9 protein-coding genes and 1 pseudogene are annotated in these 16,441 nt (G+C 64.6%); 2 read left to right on the plus strand and 8 right to left on the minus strand.

Annotated elements, in window-relative coordinates; translation table 11 throughout:
- Nucleotides 1-56: 56 nt before the first annotated feature.
- From IPL75_22775 to IPL75_22805, 7 genes and pseudogenes are all read right to left on the minus strand, one after another.
- Nucleotides 57-728: an HAD family phosphatase gene (locus tag IPL75_22775; protein ID MBK9243020.1), complete on the minus strand. Its 672-nt coding sequence runs from the start codon at nt 726-728 to the stop codon at nt 57-59.
- Nucleotides 725-1,418 (minus strand): annotated as a pseudogene (gene araD, locus IPL75_22780) (L-ribulose-5-phosphate 4-epimerase AraD). Before araD ends, IPL75_22775 begins: the two are co-directional and overlap by 4 nt.
- A gap of 5 nt (nt 1,419-1,423) precedes the next feature.
- The gene (locus IPL75_22785; GenBank protein MBK9243021.1) at nt 1,424-3,145 is read right to left on the minus strand and encodes a ribulokinase; all 1,722 of its coding nucleotides are present in this window, start codon (nt 3,143-3,145) and stop codon (nt 1,424-1,426) included.
- 7 nt (nt 3,146-3,152) lie between these two features.
- Nucleotides 3,153-4,286, minus strand: coding sequence for a TIM barrel protein (locus IPL75_22790; protein ID MBK9243022.1), 1,134 nt, complete (start codon nt 4,284-4,286; stop codon nt 3,153-3,155).
- Nucleotides 4,287-4,297: 11 nt separating this feature from the next.
- On the minus strand, nt 4,298-5,284 hold the full coding sequence (locus tag IPL75_22795; GenBank protein MBK9243023.1) for an aldo/keto reductase: 987 nt from the start codon (nt 5,282-5,284) through the stop codon (nt 4,298-4,300).
- A 67-nt stretch (nt 5,285-5,351) separates the two neighbouring features.
- Nucleotides 5,352-6,011 carry a phospholipase gene (locus IPL75_22800; protein MBK9243024.1) on the minus strand — a complete coding sequence of 220 codons (660 nt, stop codon included), beginning with the start codon at nt 6,009-6,011 and terminating at the stop codon, nt 5,352-5,354.
- Nucleotides 6,008-9,433 carry a hypothetical protein gene (locus tag IPL75_22805; protein ID MBK9243025.1) on the minus strand — a complete coding sequence of 1,142 codons (3,426 nt, stop codon included), beginning with the start codon at nt 9,431-9,433 and terminating at the stop codon, nt 6,008-6,010. The genes IPL75_22800 and IPL75_22805 overlap by 4 nt, the downstream gene beginning before the upstream one ends.
- Before the next feature lie 66 nt (nt 9,434-9,499).
- Between IPL75_22805 and pepF the strand changes: the two genes are divergently transcribed.
- Nucleotides 9,500-11,317, plus strand: coding sequence for an oligoendopeptidase F (pepF, locus tag IPL75_22810; protein MBK9243026.1), 1,818 nt, complete (start codon nt 9,500-9,502; stop codon nt 11,315-11,317).
- A 205-nt stretch (nt 11,318-11,522) separates the two neighbouring features.
- Nucleotides 11,523-14,621, plus strand: coding sequence for a DUF349 domain-containing protein (locus IPL75_22815; protein MBK9243027.1), 3,099 nt, complete (start codon nt 11,523-11,525; stop codon nt 14,619-14,621).
- 78 nt (nt 14,622-14,699) lie between these two features.
- On the opposite strand, the gene IPL75_22820 is transcribed toward IPL75_22815, so the two are convergent.
- Nucleotides 14,700-16,400, minus strand: a complete 1,701-nt coding sequence (locus IPL75_22820) for an amidohydrolase (protein ID MBK9243028.1) — start codon at nt 16,398-16,400, stop codon at nt 14,700-14,702.
- Nucleotides 16,401-16,441 lie beyond the last annotated feature (41 nt).

A 16,441-nucleotide genomic window follows, 5' to 3' on the forward strand; every position in this document is an offset into this window, starting at 1 on the left:
ACGGGCGCTGAAAACGACCTCTGAGGTAGTTTCCGGCGAAGGGGGGGGAAACTACCTCAGAGGTCGTTTTCCAGAGGTCGTTTCTCCATCAGCCGATCAAACGCATCGGCCGGCAACCGGTCGAGTGACAACGCGCTGACGGTGGCGGCCGAGGTAGCGTCGCCGCCGACGCCGATGCTGCGCATGCCGGCGCGGAGAGCGCCTTCGATGCCGGCTGCGGCGTCCTCCACCACGACGCAGCGCTCGGGCGGCACACCCAGCGCGGCTGCTGCTGTGAGGAACACCTCAGGATCGGGCTTGCCGTTTCGCACATCCTCGGCGCCGATAAGCGCGTCCAGGAGGTCGCCGAAACCCAGCACGCGCGCCATCAGCTCGACATTGAGTTTCGGCGCCGACGACGCGATCGCCTGGCGCCAGCCGTCGTCATGCAGGCGTCGCACCCAGTCGGCGGCGCCGGGCAGCGGCACAATGCCTTCGGCGGTGATGAGTTCGCGATACAGCGCCTCTTTCGCGTCACCGATTTCGCGGACCACATCCGGCGTCGCGCGGTCGCCGATCCACGCGGGAATGATCGCGTCGTTTCGCTGACCGAAGCTCGCAGCAAACTGGGCTTCGGTCACGCCGAAGCCGGCGGCCTCCATGGTGTCGCGCCAGGACCGCCAGTGAAACTCACGGGAATCTGCAAGGGTGCCGTCCAGGTCCCAGAGGACAGCGCGGGGATCAGTCATTTTTGCCCGTAGTAGGCGCCACGTCCGTGCTTACGGCTGAAGTGCTTGTGGATGAGGAACTCGGCAGGCTCGGGTGCATCTGGGGCGATACCGCGCCGCCGGAATTCCATACGAGCGAGGAACTCGAGCACATCTGCCCTTTCCACGGCTTCAAACGCGTCGCGGCCCCATGTGAATGGGCCATGGTTGGCGACGAGTGCGGCCGGCACTTCCTCGTCGGACAGGCCAAGTGTGTCGAAGGTCTCGACAATGACGAGACCGGTATTGCGCTCGTACTCAGTCTCCACTTCCTCTAGTGTCATGGGACGTGTGACTGGAATGTCGCCGCGGAAGTAGTCGGCGTGTGTGGTGCCCATGCACTTCACGGGCGTACTGGCCTGCGCGAAGGCGGTGGCGAACTCGGAATGGGTGTGCGCCACGCCGCCACAGGGAAACGCCAGGTACAGTTCGTGATGCGTCGGCGTGTCAGACGAGGGCCGGAATCGGGTTTCGAGGGGTTTGCCCGTCTCGAGCGAGATCGGGACCATGTGTTCGGCGGTGAGTTCGGCGTAGGGGACGCCGCTCGCCTTGATGACAAAGTCCGGCGTCGCGGTCCACGCCCGAGACGTTGCCGAACGTGCCCATCACGAGGCCGCGCGCGACCAGATCCAGATTCGCGCGACACACCTGTTCGCGCAGGGCTTCTGCCATCAGGCTCATGAGGAGTGGTCTCCAGTGGCGCGCTCGCGACCTGTGACACGCTCGCGAATGGTCAGCAGCCGCTTCATCAGGGTCGGCAGGTCGGCGTGCGCGCCGGCCATGCCGCCGAACGTGTCGTGAAGTTCGCGATACAGGCCGTACAGTTCGTCGTAGACTGCGCGCGCATCGGGGTTGGGGAGGTAGCGGGTGTCCGCAAGCCTTGTCATCTGGCCCTGCGCGGATTCAAAGTCGTCATACCCGCCGGCCTTTGAGCCAGCCGCGACAGCCGCGGCAATTGACGCGCCAAGCGCCGGCGTTTGCGAGGATCCGGCCAGCAGCATGGGGTACCCGAGCACGTCGGCGTAGATCTGCATGAAGAGCGGGTTCTTCTCTGCGATGCCGCCACACGACACCACACGTTCCACGCGCACGCCATTCGCGTTGAGCCGCTCGATGATCGCGCGCGCCCCAAACGCCGTGGCCTCGATGAGCGCGCGATAAATTTCCGCCCGCGTGGTGTGAAGGGTCTGGCCAATGATGAGGCCTGTCAGGCGCGGGTCCACCAGGATCGTGCGGTTGCCGTTGTTCCAGTCGAGCGCGACAAGGCCCGACTGACCCGGCGCCAGCCTGGTTGCGTCGGCCGAGAGTGCCGCGTGCATGGCTTCGTCACCGGCGCAGACCACCTCCACCCACCAGCGCAGGAGATCGCCGACGGCAGACTGACCGGCCTCAACGCCGTAGTAGCCGGGCATGACAGATCCGTTGACGGTGCCGCAGATGCCGGGAACGTTCGGCGCGGCGACCGTTGCCGGCGCGATCGCGATGTCACACGTGGACGTGCCGATGATTTTGACCAGCGTGCCTGTGGTGACGCCCGCGCCGACGGCGCCGTAGTGGGCGTCGAACGCGCCCATCGCGATGGGAATGCCCTCGGGCAAACCGAACGCGGCGGCCCATTCGGCACTCAACGTCCCGGCCGGCCGGTCAGAGGACCAGGCCTGGTCGTAGAGCCGCGAGCGCAGGGCGGCCAGTTTGGGATCGAGACGCGTCAGAAACTCTTCCGAAGGCAGGCCGCCCCAGTCGGGCGAGTACATCGCCTTGTGACCTGCGGCGCAGACGCCGCGCCGAATCTCCGCAGGTGATTGCACTCCGGCCAGGACTCCAGGGATGTAGTCGGCGAGTTCCACCCAGCTGTCGGCGGCGGCAAACACGTCGGGCGCCACTTTCAGACAGCGCCAGATCTTCGACCAGAACCACTCCGAGGAGTAGGTTCCGCCGATCACGGCCAGGTACTCGGGCGCGAACTCACCCGCGATCGCGGTGATCGCGGCCGCTTCGTCCGCGCCTGTGTGGTCCTTCCACAGCCACGCGTGGGCCGCCGGATTCGGCGTCCACTTCGGGTCAAGCGCAAGCGCCTGCATGCGGGCGTCCACCGGAATGGGTGTTGACCCGGTGGTATCGGTGCCAATGCCGATGACTCGGCTGTTCATGAACCCTTGGTCGAGCGCGGCAGCGGCGGCCAGAGCCTTCGGCACGGTCGCCGTCATCCCCGCGAGGTAGTCGGCAGGGTTCTGCCGTGCCAGATGCGGGTCATGTGCGTCCACGATCACGCCGCCGACACCGGTCGGAAAGTCGAACACGCTTGTGCCAAGCACGCGGCCGTTCGCGCAGTCCACAACCACAGCACGGACCGATCCCGTGCCGAAGTCGAGGCCGATGGTAAAAGACCGCTCCGCCATACGCCGTTTAGCCGACGAGAATCGGGCTGACGATGTCGAGGATGTCGGGACCGGTGCCGAGGGCGCGTGCGCTGTCGAGTTCGTCCTTGCGGGCGTAGATGCGCACGGCTTTGAGCGCGAGATTCGCGAAGTTGACCATGCTGCGCTCCATGGCACGCGTCGGGTCGTCTCGGTACGTGAACTGGTCCTGGCTGTAGAAGCCGCGGTAGCCGCGCACAAAGGTGGTGAAGAGGTAGTCCACCGATTCGGGAATCGAAATTGTGCCGAAGATCAGGTCCTGGTCGTTGCGGCCCTGACGCGCATCGTTGATATCGAACTTGTGAATCTCGACGCCCGCGTACGCGGCGATGTCGCAGGCTGTGGACGCGGTGGTGCCTTCCATCTTCTGGTGGCCGTAGTCGATCGTCAGTCCGCAGTTGTTGCCGCCGCACGTCGCGTTGACGCGTTGCGCGACGAGCACGGCCGAAGCCGCCGTGGGCACAATCATGAACAGTTCGCGCGGCTCGTAAGGCTTCGGTTCGATGGCGAGTTTGATGCCAGCGGCGAGGCAGGCGTGATTGACGGTGACGAGTGCCTCGGTGAACCACTCAAGCGATTGCAGGTAGTCCACCTGGAAGTGATAGTCGGCGCCATCAGAGCCCGGCCACACGCTCACCACCGGAATCTTCATGGCCTTGGCGATTTCCACGGCCTTGAGGATCTCGTCGAGCGCCGCGCGCCGCAGTGTGGGATCCGGGTTGCACGGCCCGCCGAGGCGGAAGATCGGGTTGGTCCACGTGTTGATGTTGCACGCGGGGACGGTCATGCCCAGGTCAGCGAGGAATCCGTTTTGGGCGCGTTCGATGGCTTGCCAGTCGATGTCGCCGTTGAGCGTCTTTTCGAACACGCTCTGGTGGATCTCGATGGCGTCGATGCCCGCGGCCTTGGTACGGCGGCACTGGCCCTCGAAAGTGTTGCCAAAGTCTGCGTTGTCAGAGTTGTACCCGGGCGGGGCAAACCGATCGCAGAAGTCACCGGCTGACCAGTGACCGACGCTGTGGCGAATGTCCATCGCCTTCAGGAACTCAAGGGAGCGCGCACGGTCGAGCGGGCCGGACTGGGCAAGGGCAAACGCGATCTGGTCATTGGTGAAACGAGTCATCTCTGGTCCTTTTACCAGCCCGCATGGATGTGCGGGCGAATGTGTTCATCGTACACCGCGCGGGCGGCGGTCATGGTGGCGGCGTCGAGTGGCAGTACATCCGCCGCGGCGCAATTGTGGCGCGCCTGGTCGGGCGTGCGGGCGCCGGGGATGACGACGGTCACTGCGTCCCACATCAGAATCCAGCGGAGAGCGAACTGGGCGAGCGTGGCGCCACCGGGCACGAGCGGTCGCAGGGCTTCGACGGCAGCCAGGCCGACGTCGTACGGCACGCCGGAAAATGTCTCGCCCTTATCGAACTGCTCGCCGTTCCTGTTGAACTGGCGATGGTCATCGGCAGCGAACGTCGAGGCCGCTGACAGTTTTCCGGTCAGTAACCCGCTCGCCAGCGGCACGCGAGCAATGATCCCCACCTTGCGCGTCACGGCTTCCTGGAACAGCGCCTCTGCCGGCTTCATCCGGAACAGGTTGAAGATGATCTGGATGGACTGCACGTTCGGATGCGCCAGAGCCCGTTGCGCGTCGTCTACGGTTTCCACACTCACGCCGTAGTACCGGATCTTCCCTGCAGCCACCAGGTTGTCGAGGACACCGAACACTTCAACGCTGTCGTACACGGCCGGATGCGGACAATGCAGCTGGAGCAGATCGATCGCGTCCACCTCGAGGTTTCGCAGACTCTGGTCTACCCACGCGGTCAGGTTGGCGCGTGAGTAACCCTCCGGCGTCTGCGTGGGCAACTTACGGCCGGCCTTGGTCGCCACCCAGAGCCGTTCGCCCGGCCGCTCGCGCCGCAATCGCGCCACCAGTCGCTCACTGCGGCCATCACCATAGACGTCCGCGGTATCGATGAAGTTGACGCCAGCATCCACGGCGGCGTGCAGAGTCCGCATCGACTCTTCATCATCGACGGCCCCCCACGATCCCCCGATCGCCCACGCGCCGAACCCAATCGGCGCCAGCGTCATGTCAGTGCGCCCGAGTCGGCGCCGAGTCAATTCCACACTTCCCAAGTTCCCAACTTCCTAATTTCCTAAGTTCCCCAGTTCCTAACTTCCCCAGTTCCTAAGTGACAGCGCCGAGAAATGAACCAGCGGCGGTCCGAAACTCCTCAGTCCACTCATGCCCGCCCTTGAACCGCACCACGGAATGCTCTACACCGCGGGCGGCCAGGAACGCCTCGTCCTGCTCCACCTTGTCGCTCGAGTACCACTGCTCCAGGTGCCCCACGCCAATCAGGACCTTCGGCCAGGGGTGGCGATGGGCGACGTCGGTTCTCAGTTCGGGCGGGATGTCGCCCGCGAGCGCGATGATGCCAGCCACGGGCCGCGCGCCCAGCAGCGCCGCGCGATACGCCATGGCGACGCCTTGCGAAAAACCCACGAAAACAAGTGCTCGGGTGCTGGGTGCTGCCGTGCTGATGTGCTGAATGGCTGAATTCACGTACGCGATGTTGTCGGCGATGGCCTGCTCGCGGTCCTCGCGCGTCATCCAGTTCGCCACCACCTTCGCGTCGCCGCGTGTGTAGAACCGATTGAGCGCCTGAATCGACACGCGCGTCCACTGGTCCGCGCCTGGAATGCGGCGCAACTCCTCGAGCATGTCCTCGGCCGACTGGCCGTAGCCGTGGAAAGCCACAAGCACACGCGAAGAAACGGCCGCGCCCTCATCGTTGTCGATGAGGACGCGGCCGTGGACTGTTGCAGGAACGAGCTCCGTGATCACTTCACGGCCGGAGGAACCGTCAGTGTCACGCCGTTCTTCGCCAGCGCCTGGCTGAGCGACGTCGCCCTGGCCAGGAACGCATTGAGTTCAACAATCGCCTTCGGCAGCGTCAGGCGAACGTCCGCGTACTGATTCATCAGCGAGGTGCTGGGCATGTCGTAAAACGACATGATCTGGCCCTTCACGTTGCCCGCCTTGCCGACGATGTCGGGCGAGTTGGCGGGGGCGCCGCCGCCACCACCGCGGCCACCGCCGGGCGCGCCAATTGCCGGAGGCACACCGAACTTGACGCGCACGGTGTCCCATTCCTTCTGCACCGCCGCAAACTGCGTCTTGACCGCGTCAGGCACATTGGCCATGCCGGAGATCTTGCCGGCCAGGTCGGTCATCTGCGTATGCAGCGGCATGACGGCGCGCGCCGCTTCCACACCGCGCGTCTGCATCTGATGCAGATCCATCACGATGTCGTAGTAACGCTTGCGCTGGGTGTCGCTGAGCTGGTTGGCCGGGTCAAGCACCACGCGCATGGGTTTGGTGCCCACCGACTTGCCGTCAACGAGGAGCGACACGTTGAACGTGCCTGGCAACACCAGGGGCCCCTGGTTCGCGCCACCGCCACCGAAGCCGCCACCACCACCGCCGCAGGGGTTGGTGGGATCAACGCCTGAGGGTGGCTGGGGCGCCGGCACTCCGGGCACTGCGCCACCGCCGCCCGCACGTCCACCCGGTCCGCCGCCCTGACGACCGCCGCCAGGCGCGCCACCCGGAGCCGTCACCACCGTCGGCGCCGGGTCCACCCGCATGTCCCAGCACACGCTCTGGATGCCCGCCACGTTGCGCGCGGCTGGAATCGCAATGGTGCGAACGTCTTTGCCAAGCGCGTCAGTGATCTTCAATGACAACGCGCCCACGGGCTTCTTCAGGTGGAACTGAATCACCGCGTCGGTCGGCGGATTCTCACCGGCGAAGAAGTGATGACCCCAGAACTCGTCGTTCTGATGGTCCTTCGAACGCCACTGCAGCGCCGGGCCGATGGAGAACAACGTGGCATCAGACGCGGAAGCCTGCGTTGCCGCGAATTCCTGGATGGGTTCGAGGTGATCGAGAATCCAGATCGACCGGCCGTGCGTGGCCAGAATCATCGCGTTGTCGCGCGGGTGAATCGTGATCTCGTCGATGCGCACCGTCGGAAGGTTGCCCTTGATCCGGCGCCAGCTCTTGCCGCGATCCAGCGAAGCGAACAGACCCGTCTCGGTGCCGATGTACAGCACATCGGCGTTCTTCGTGTCTTCGGTCAGCGTCTTCACCACTTCGGTGCTGAGGTTGGCGTTCACGGATCGGAACGTGGCGCCAAAGTCGTTGCTCACCCACATGTAGGTCTTGAAGTCGTTCAGCCGATGCGCGTCCACGGTGACGTAGACCGTGCCGGCATCAAACCGCGACGGCACCACTTCCGACACCCACGCACCCGCCGGGAAGCCGGGAATGTTCGCCGTGACGCGCGTCCACGTCTTGCCCGCATCCTTCGACACACTCACCACACCGTCGTCTGTGCCGGTGTAATAGACGCCGGCCTGCTTCGGTGATTCGGCGAGCGACACAATCGTGCCCCACGACACGATGCCGTCGTTGCGCGCGATGCGGATTTCGTTGCCGCGCAGGCCCATGATGGCAATCTCGTTCCTGTCGGCATTCATCGTCAGGTCAGGACTGATGACCGACCATGAGTCGCCACGGTCACTGGACTTGAAGACCTTGTTGGCCGCCGCAAGGATCGTCCCGTTCTCGTTGGGCGAGAGGATGAGCGCGGTGTCCCAGTTGAACCGGAACGGCAGCGCGCCGTCAGCCGCCGGCGGATCGGTGTTCGCAAACGTCGGGCGGATGTTGCGGGATTCACCCGTCTCTGCGTTCTTGCGCTGGATGTTGCCGTCCTGCGATTCGCTGTAGACGATGTTGGGGTTGAGGGGATCAACGAGCACCACGAAGCCGTCGCCGCCCTGCACCTGATAGAAGTCGCTGTTGAGGATGCCGCGCGTAAAGCGCGTGGCACTTGGTCCGCACCAGTTGTAGTTGTCCTGCAGGCCGCCGCACACGTTGTAAGGCGTGGCCATGTCCACACTCACGTGGTAGTAGAGCGCCAGCGGCAGGTTGTTGTGCTGGAACCACGTCTTGCTCATGTCGTAGGAAATCGCGACGCCACCGTCGCCACCGATCAGGATGTGGTTGGGGTTCGCCGGATTGATCCAGATTGCATGGATGTCGTCGTGGATGGCCTGCGCCGCGTCGGTCTGGAATGTGCGGCCGCCGTCGATGCTCATCTGCATCCCGACGCCGCCCATGTAGATGCGGTCGGGGTTGCTGGGATCGATCCGCAGCTGGCTGAAATACATCGGCCGCGGATTGACGTTGCTCACCTGCTTCCACGACGCACCGCCGTCGTCGGACCGATAGAGACCTGTCGGATTCGAACTGGCCGCCGGCGCCGGAGCGCCCGCCGCACCAGCCGCGCCGCCTGCGCCTGCACCCGCGCCACGGCCACCGCCGCGGCCGCCATCACCGGCACCGGCCGGGCCCTGGCCCTCAACGAGCGCGTACACGATGTTGGCTGACGCGCGATACGCGTCCACGGCGATACGGCCCATCGGGCCCGTCGGCAGTCCGCCTTCAACGCGAGCCCAGGTCTCGCCGCCGTCGGTGGACTTGAACACGCCGCTGCCGGGACCGCCGCCGTTCATGCAGCACTGCGAACGGCGCCGCTGATACATGGTGGCGAACATGATATTGGGATTGGCATCGGCGATGACCAGGTCGTTGGCGCCGGTGTCGGCATCACCTTTGAGCACGAGCTTCCACGTGGCGCCACCATCGGTGGTCTTGTAGACGCCGCGGTCACCGCCGGGGCCCCAGAGCGAGCCCGTGGCCGCCACGAACACGACGTTGTCGTTGGTGGGGTGCATCACGATGCGGTTGATGTGGTACGAGGTGGGCAGGCCCATGTGCTTCCAGGTCTGGCCACCGTCGATGGACTTGTAGACGCCGTTGCCCCACGACGTGCTCTGGCGGTTGTTCGACTCGCCGGTGCCAATCCAGACCAGATCCGGATTCGACTGCGAAACCGCGACGTCTCCGATGGACATCAGGCCCTGATCCTGGAACTGGGCTTCGTAGGTGGCACCATTGCTGGTGGTTTTCCACACGCCGCCATGGGCCGTGGCGACGTAGTAGATCGCCGGATTCTTTTCGTACACCGCCAGATCCGAAATGCGGCCCGACATGGTGGCCGGTCCAATCGACCTGAAGTGCAGGCTGTCGAGCGGGTCAGCCGGGGCGGACTGCGCCGTCAACTGCCCACCAATGGAACCCGAAAACGCCACGCCGAGAACCAGCGCGGACAACCCAACGAATCGAAGATGCCTCAACATTCAACCTCCAGAACCGGGAGCACGAAAGAGTCAGGATTATAGCCCGGCAGGTATGATCGGGGGACCATGACCACCGCCGCCGTGAAGAGCCGCAATCGGGCCGACATCCCAGTGGAATACACCTGGAACCTGGCCGACATTTACCCCGATTGGCAGGCTTGGGAAGCCGACCGTGGCCAACTTGAGCTCAAGATCGATGAATATGCGGCGCTCAAGGGCACGCTTGGGCAGGGGCCTGAGCAACTGTTGACGGCCTTCAGGCAAAGTGACGCGCTGGGCAAGCTGGCGCACACGGTGTATTACTTTCCATCGCTCAAGTACGACGAGGACCAGCGCGACAACGACATCAACGCCAGGCGCCAGACTATCGAGGCGCTGTTTGCCCGGTGGCAGCAGGTCACGTCGTGGTTCAGCCCCGAACTGCTCACCATCCCCCTCGCCACCGTTCGCGGCTGGATGGAAGCGAATCCGGATCTGGCCCTGTACCGCTTCGCGATAGAAGAGGTGTACCGGCAGCAGGAGCATGTACTGGACGAGGCCGGCGAACGCCTGTTGTCACTGGCCACTCGGGTGAACGCCGCGCCGAATGAGGCATACAGCGCGTTGTCCACAGCGGACGCGAAGTTCCCGGACGTGACCCTGAGCACGGGCGAGACGGTCAAGATGTCGTACGGCCAATACCGTGCGGTGCTGGCGGGCAACCGCAATCAGGCCGACCGGCGCCTGGCGTTTCTCGCGCACTACGGCACCTACGCGGCCAACATCAACACATACGCCTCGCTGTATCACAGCGTCTGCCAGCGCAACTGGTTCCAGGCGCGCGCCCGGGGCTACGCCAGCAGCCTGGACGCCGCACTGCACGGCAATGCCATTCCCGCCGCCGTGGTGGAGAACCTCATCGCGGCCGCACGCGCGGGTGTGGAGCCGATGCGCCGGTATCACCGGCTGCGGCGCGAACGCCTGAAGCTCGAACGTTATTACCCTTACGACTTCTCGATCCCGGTCGTGGAGTGGGATCAGCGCTACGACTACTCCACCGTGGCCTCTCCTATCGTGGAGGCGGTGGCGCCGCTTGGCGCCGACTACCAGGCGCGCATGCGCCGCGGATTCTCAGAACGCTGGATCGACGTCTTCGAAAACGACGGCAAACGCAGCGGCGCCTACTCCGCGAGCGTCTACGGCAAACACCCGTACATGCTGATGAACTGGAACGAAACGCTGGACGACGTGTTCACGATGGCGCATGAGATGGGCCATTCGATGCACACGATGCTTTCGCACGAAACCCAGCCGTTTGTGTATGCCGACTACACCATCTTCGTGGCCGAAGTGGCGTCCACACTGAACGAAGCCTTGCTCCTCGATCACATGCTGGAGCGGACCGGAAGTGACGCCGAGCGGTCGGTGCTGCTCCAGCACGCCATCGACAACATCACGAGCACTTTTTACACCCAGGTCATGTTCGCGGACTTCGAATTGCAGGTCCATCGACGGGTGGAACGCGACGAGCCCGTGACGGCTGACGTGCTCAACGCCGTGTACAAGGAATTGTGCGAGGCCTACTACGGCGATGCCGTGAGCCTTGAGGAACTGACCCCGATCACCTGGGCCCGGATTCCGCACTTTTACAACTCGCCCTTTTACGTCTACCAATACGCCACGTGTTTCGCCTCGGCGGCGAAGTTGTCCAAAACGCTGATGGCCGGCGCCCCTGGTGACCGGGAGGCGGCGCGGACGAGATACATCGAATTGCTCTCTTCTGGGGGTAATGACCATCCGATGAAGCAGCTCGCCAAGGCCGGAATCGACCTGTCGGAACCGGACACCGTGGCCGCCGTTGTTGAGCAACTCGACCGATTGGTGACCCAACTCGAGGGCATCTGATCCAAGCCAGCTGCCCTGAGCCTGTCGGAGGTCCACTCTGTTGGATCGCCGGATTCAGGCACCCGGATTAACGGGTCGTAGGCCGTTTGCGATGTCCCCCCGAGTACCTGCCGTAACTGGTTGAATCGAAACGGACACGGCGCCTGTACGGGATCGACCGAGTGAGCGGCCCCAGTACGGCACGGCCTTTCCTTATAGGGAAGGCGTGGGCATCCTCGATAAACTCAAGCCGCAACCCCGTTGGAAACACGCTGACCCCGCCATCAGGCTCGAGGCGCTTCGCGAACTGACCGACGCCGTTGAGTTGGCGGCCATCGCGGAAGGCGACCCGGACGCCAAAGTCCGGCGCGCGGCCATTGACCTCGTGACCGACCCGGCTGTTCTTGGGCGTGTGACCACAACTGATGCAGACCAGGCCATCAAGGATGCCGCAGCGGATCGCCTGCTGGGAATTGCTACCGACCCTGCTGATCCCACCATTTCGACGGCAGCAGCCCGTCTGCTGACCGACAACAGGCGCCTGTCAACGTTGGCCAAGAGCGCGGCGGCCGACGCCGTTCGCGAAGTGGCCCTGAGCCGGCTGTCCGACGAACGATCGCTCGGCGGCGTGGCCCGCCAGGCCAAGGTTGAAAGCACGGCCCTTGCGGCCTGCGCGCGGCTGACCTCGACCGACGAATTGCTCGACACCACGCTCAACAGTGCCCACAAGGATGTGGCGCTGGCGGCATTTGATCGCCTGGCCGCCACGGCCTCCACACCACTGGCCGAAGACGCGGCCCTGCTCAAGACGATTGAATCCCGGTCGCAGCAGAAAGCCGTGGCGCGTCGCGCAAAGACGATGCTGCAGGCGATTGAAGAGGCAGAAAACGCACGCCGGGCGGCCGAAGAAGAGCTGCGGCGCCAGGAGGCGCTGCTCTGCGACACCGTCGAAAGCCTGACAGACATTTCAGATCCCGACCGCGCGGACGCCGACCTGACGCGTATCAGCGCAGCGTGGCAGGCCCTGTCGGGGCCCGATGCGGCCGCAGCGCGGCGATTCACGGCCGGCGAAGAAGCCGCACGCGCGCGCATCACGCAGCGCCGCAATGAAATTGAAGCCGCGGAAGAGAAGGCCCGCCGGCGCGGTGAGGCGCTCGCCAGCCGCGAAGCGCTCTGCCAGCGTGTGGAAACGATCGAAGGCGACGACATCATCGAACAGCTCGTCCCGATCGAAGAAGAGTGGGCGCAGCTCACGCCGCTGGTGGGGAATGGCCGCGAGGCGGATCAGCTGGCCTCACGATTTGCGCAGGCCGTCGGCGCCTGCCGCAAGCGGCACGCCCTCGGCGCCGCCCTGCAAGAGACCCGTGCCTCGCTCGAGACGCTCGTAGTTGAGGCTGAAGCCCTGCCCGCACAGGGAGATGAGGCAGCTGACGGCCGTTGGCAGGCCCTGTCGCGCGACGCTCGCGCGATGGTGGCCACACTTGCCGACGCGTCGCGCCCTGCCACTGACCTGGCGGATCGCCTGGCCGTCGTCTCACGCGCGTTCGAAGCGCGTGAGGCGGCGGTACGCGAAGCGGCGGAGAAGTCGAAGCTCGATCTGGCCGTGAAGCTCCAGCGCCTGGCCGAACGCGCGAAGCGCACAGCCGAATCCGAAACGATCACGTTGCGCGAGGGTGAACGCGTATTGCGCGATGTGATGACCGCGCTTGAAGAAGCGGGTTCGGGCGATCACACGAAGGAAGTGACCGAGGCCATTGCCGCGCTGCGCGTGCAACAGGAAACGGTTGCGCCGCGCGTGAAGCATCTGCGCGACATGGACGACTGGCGCCGCTTCGCCAACGCGCAGCAGCAGGAGCAGCTCATCGCGATGGCCGAAGCCATCGTGGCGTCGCTCAAGGCCGAAGAAGAGGCCGGCAAAACTGCGGAGCTGGCCGCCACGGCGAAAGCACTGCGCGAGTTCCACCTGCGCTGGCAGGAAGTGGCCGACGCGCCGCGCCACTCGGCGCAGCGGCTGTGGGATCGCTTCAAGACCGCCACCGACTTCATTCGCAGCCGGTGCGAAATCTACTTCGCCAAGTTGCGCGAGGAACGCGGGGCCAATGTGGCGGCCAAGGCCGCGCTTGTGGAGCAGGCCGAGGCACTCGCCACATCAACCGACTGGGCCAAGACCGCCGCGAAGTTCCAGGAACTTCAGAAGGCGTGGCAGGATACGGGCCCCGTTCCGCGCGATGCCGCCCGCGATCTGGCGCAGCGATTCCGTGCCGCGTGCAACACGTTCTTCACGCAACGGCGCGACGACCTGATGTCCAAGAAGAAGGAGTGGGCCGAAAACCTCGCGCGCAAAGAGGCGCTGTGCGTACGCGCAGAGGAATTGGCTGAGTCCACCGAGTGGGATGCCGCGTCTTCCGAGATGAAGAAGCTGCAGGCCGACTGGAAGACCATCGGCCCCGTGCGCCACAACAAGAGCGAAGTGATCTGGACCCGTTTCCGGTCTGCGGCCGACAAGTTCTTTGAGCGGTACCACAACCGGCACCAGATCGCCGCGGCGGAGAAGATCGCCGAACACGTGGCGCTCGTCGTGGCGCTCGAGACGTTGGCGGCCGTCGAAGAGGCGCCTGAAGACCTGGCAGCCCAGGTGCAGACACTGCGCACCACCATTTCGAAGGCGCCAGTTGTGGTCAGCCCCGAGATGAAGGATCTGCACGGACGCTGGAAGGCAGCACTGGCCACACTCGTCGCCAAGTGGCCGGCCGCGTTTGCGGGCACCGATCTTGACCCGGCGGCCATCCATGAACGCATGGAGAAACTCATCGCCAAGGTTGAGGCGCTCATCAAGGAAGAGAAGCCGGCCGTGGCATCCAACAAGTCGGCCACGGAACTGCTGGCCGAGCGGTTGCGCTCAGCGCTGGCCAGTAACGCCATGGGCCACCGCGCCGACGATTCGAAGTGGCGCGCCGCGGGCGAAACGGTTGAGGAAGCTCAGGATGCGTGGCAGCGGATTGCTCCGGTGCCAAGCGAAGACACACACGCGCTCGAAGCCAGGTTCAAGGCAGCCTGCAAGCGCGTCATGGAACAGGTGAAGCTGCACGTCAGCGCGCCTGTGGGTGGCCCCGGCGGCGGTTTCGGAGGAGGCCGCCCCGGAGGCCGGCCCGGTTCTTCAGGCGTCCAGGGTCCAGGGTCCAGGGGGTCCCGGGGTCGTGATGGCGGTCGGGGTCCAGGGGTCCAGGCGCGGGTCCGGCCCGAACGCCCGGAAGAACGACGCGCAACCCGTCGGAGCCTGAAGAGACTGACTGAACTGGCGGAACTGAGGAAATGGCGGAACTGACTCCGCAGTTCCGTCACTTCCGCCAGTTCCGCCAGTTCCGCCAGTTCCGCCAGTTCCGCCAGTTCCGCCAGTTCCTAACTATCTGTATACGACTCTGCCTCCCACGATCGTATACACGACTTTCGCTTGGCGGATTTCGTCGTCTGGAACAGTAGTGATGTCTTTCGAGAGCACCACGATGTCCGCGAGTTTGCCTGGCGTCAGTGACCCCTTGGTGTTTTCTTCGAACGCGCCGTAGGCGGCCCAGAGTGTGTAGGACTTGAGTCCTTCAATACGCGACATCCGCTGATCGGGGAAGAACACCGAACCATCCGCCACCTTGCGGGTGACCGTGGCGTAATAACTCGCGATCGGATCCACGTCCTCCACCGGCGCGTCGGTGCCGTTGATCACCATGCCGCCTGACTTCATCAGCTTCTGCCACACGTAGGCGCCTTCTTCCGCGCGCTCGGCGCCCAGGCGCGCCGTCACGTATGGCGCGTCGGACGTGGCGTGAATGCCCTGCATCGCGGCGATAACGCCGAGTTGGCCGAACCGCGGAATGTCATTGCGATGGATGTGCTGCGCATGCTCCACGCGCCAGCGCAGGTCTTTGCCATTGCGGTTGTTCTTGCGGAACGCCTCTTCATAGATGTTGAGCACTTCGCGATTGGCGCGGTCGCCGATCGCATGCAGGCACAACTGATAGCCGTGGTCGATCGCGAGTTGCGCCGTGGTCCGCACATTCTCGAGGTCGCGGCCGAGGCCGGAACTGGTGACTGAATCCGAATACGGCGCGAGCAGCCAGGCACCGCGCGACCCCAGCGCGCCGTCCACCGAGATCTTGATGGCGCGCACCGTCAGGTGTTTGTTGCCGTAGTCGATCACACGTCCCCGCGATAACTGCTCGGGACTGCCACCGCCGCGAATCATCACCCACAGCCGCGCCTGCAGCCGTCCGGCATCAATCATCCGCTTGAAGCGCTCGACCTCAGTAAAGCTCGAGCCGGCATCCTGGAAACTGGTCACGCCCTTCGACAGAATCTCGCGGTTCGCGAGTTCGATGACCTGTTCGCCTTCCGCTTCGCGCTCCTCGGCCGTGGGCACCGGCTGACCGGCGCCGCGTCGAATCAGGCCCGATGCGGTTTCGCGAAGAAGTCCCGTCGGATTCCCCGCTTTGTCTTTCAGAATTTCGCCGCCGGCCGGATTCGGGGTCTTCGCCGTCAGGTTCGACAGCTCCATGGCCTTGGCATTCGCAAACGACGCGTGACCGCTGGCATGGGTCAGGTACACGGGATTGTTTGGCGAGACCTTGTCGAGCGACTCATGCGTGGGAAACCCTTCCACGCTTGGCTGCGGTACTGACGACCACTTCTCCTGATGCCAGCCGCGCCCGATGATCCATTGTCCGGGCCGAGCCTTGGCGGCCGCATCGCCCACCATCTTGACGATCTCATCCCAGCTCTTGACGTTCATCAGTTCCAGGCCCAGCTTCGCCTGGCCAATGCCGGTGAAGTGGCCGTGCCCTTCGATGAATCCGGGAATCGCCGTCTGTCCCGCCAGATTGATGACCTGCGTTGCCGGCCCGATGTAGCGGCCAATCTCGGCGTTGGTGCCCAGCGCCACAATCGTGTCGCCGTTCACCGCGATGGCCTCAGCCACCGGCCGCGCGTCATCAGCCGTGACGACCCGCCCGTTGTTGAGCACAAGGGTGGCGGGCGCCACTTGTTGCTGGGCAGATGACGTGCTCACCAACAGGATTCCGAGGACTGGCGCGAGAAAACGTGGTTTCAGATTCATGACAATGGACACCTTCAAAAAGACGCGCTCCGATGACCCCG

It is taken from the genome of Acidobacteriota bacterium, assembly GCA_016716905.1.
Lineage (GTDB): Bacteria > Acidobacteriota > Vicinamibacteria > Vicinamibacterales > SCN-69-37 > SYFT01.

Coding starts and splice junctions, on each gene's coding strand:
- IPL75_22805 (MBK9243025.1), bottom strand. CDS start 9,433: ATGTTGAGGCATCTTCGATTCGTTGGGTTGTCCGCGCTGGTTCTCGGC.
- IPL75_22790 (MBK9243022.1), bottom strand. CDS start 4,286: ATGACTCGTTTCACCAATGACCAGATCGCGTTTGCCCTTGCCCAGTCC.
- pepF (MBK9243026.1), top strand. CDS start 9,500: ATGACCACCGCCGCCGTGAAGAGCCGCAATCGGGCCGACATCCCAGTG.
- IPL75_22820 (MBK9243028.1), bottom strand. CDS start 16,400: ATGAATCTGAAACCACGTTTTCTCGCGCCAGTCCTCGGAATCCTGTTG.
- IPL75_22775 (MBK9243020.1), bottom strand. CDS start 728: ATGACTGATCCCCGCGCTGTCCTCTGGGACCTGGACGGCACCCTTGCA.
- IPL75_22785 (MBK9243021.1), bottom strand. CDS start 3,145: ATGGCGGAGCGGTCTTTTACCATCGGCCTCGACTTCGGCACGGGATCG.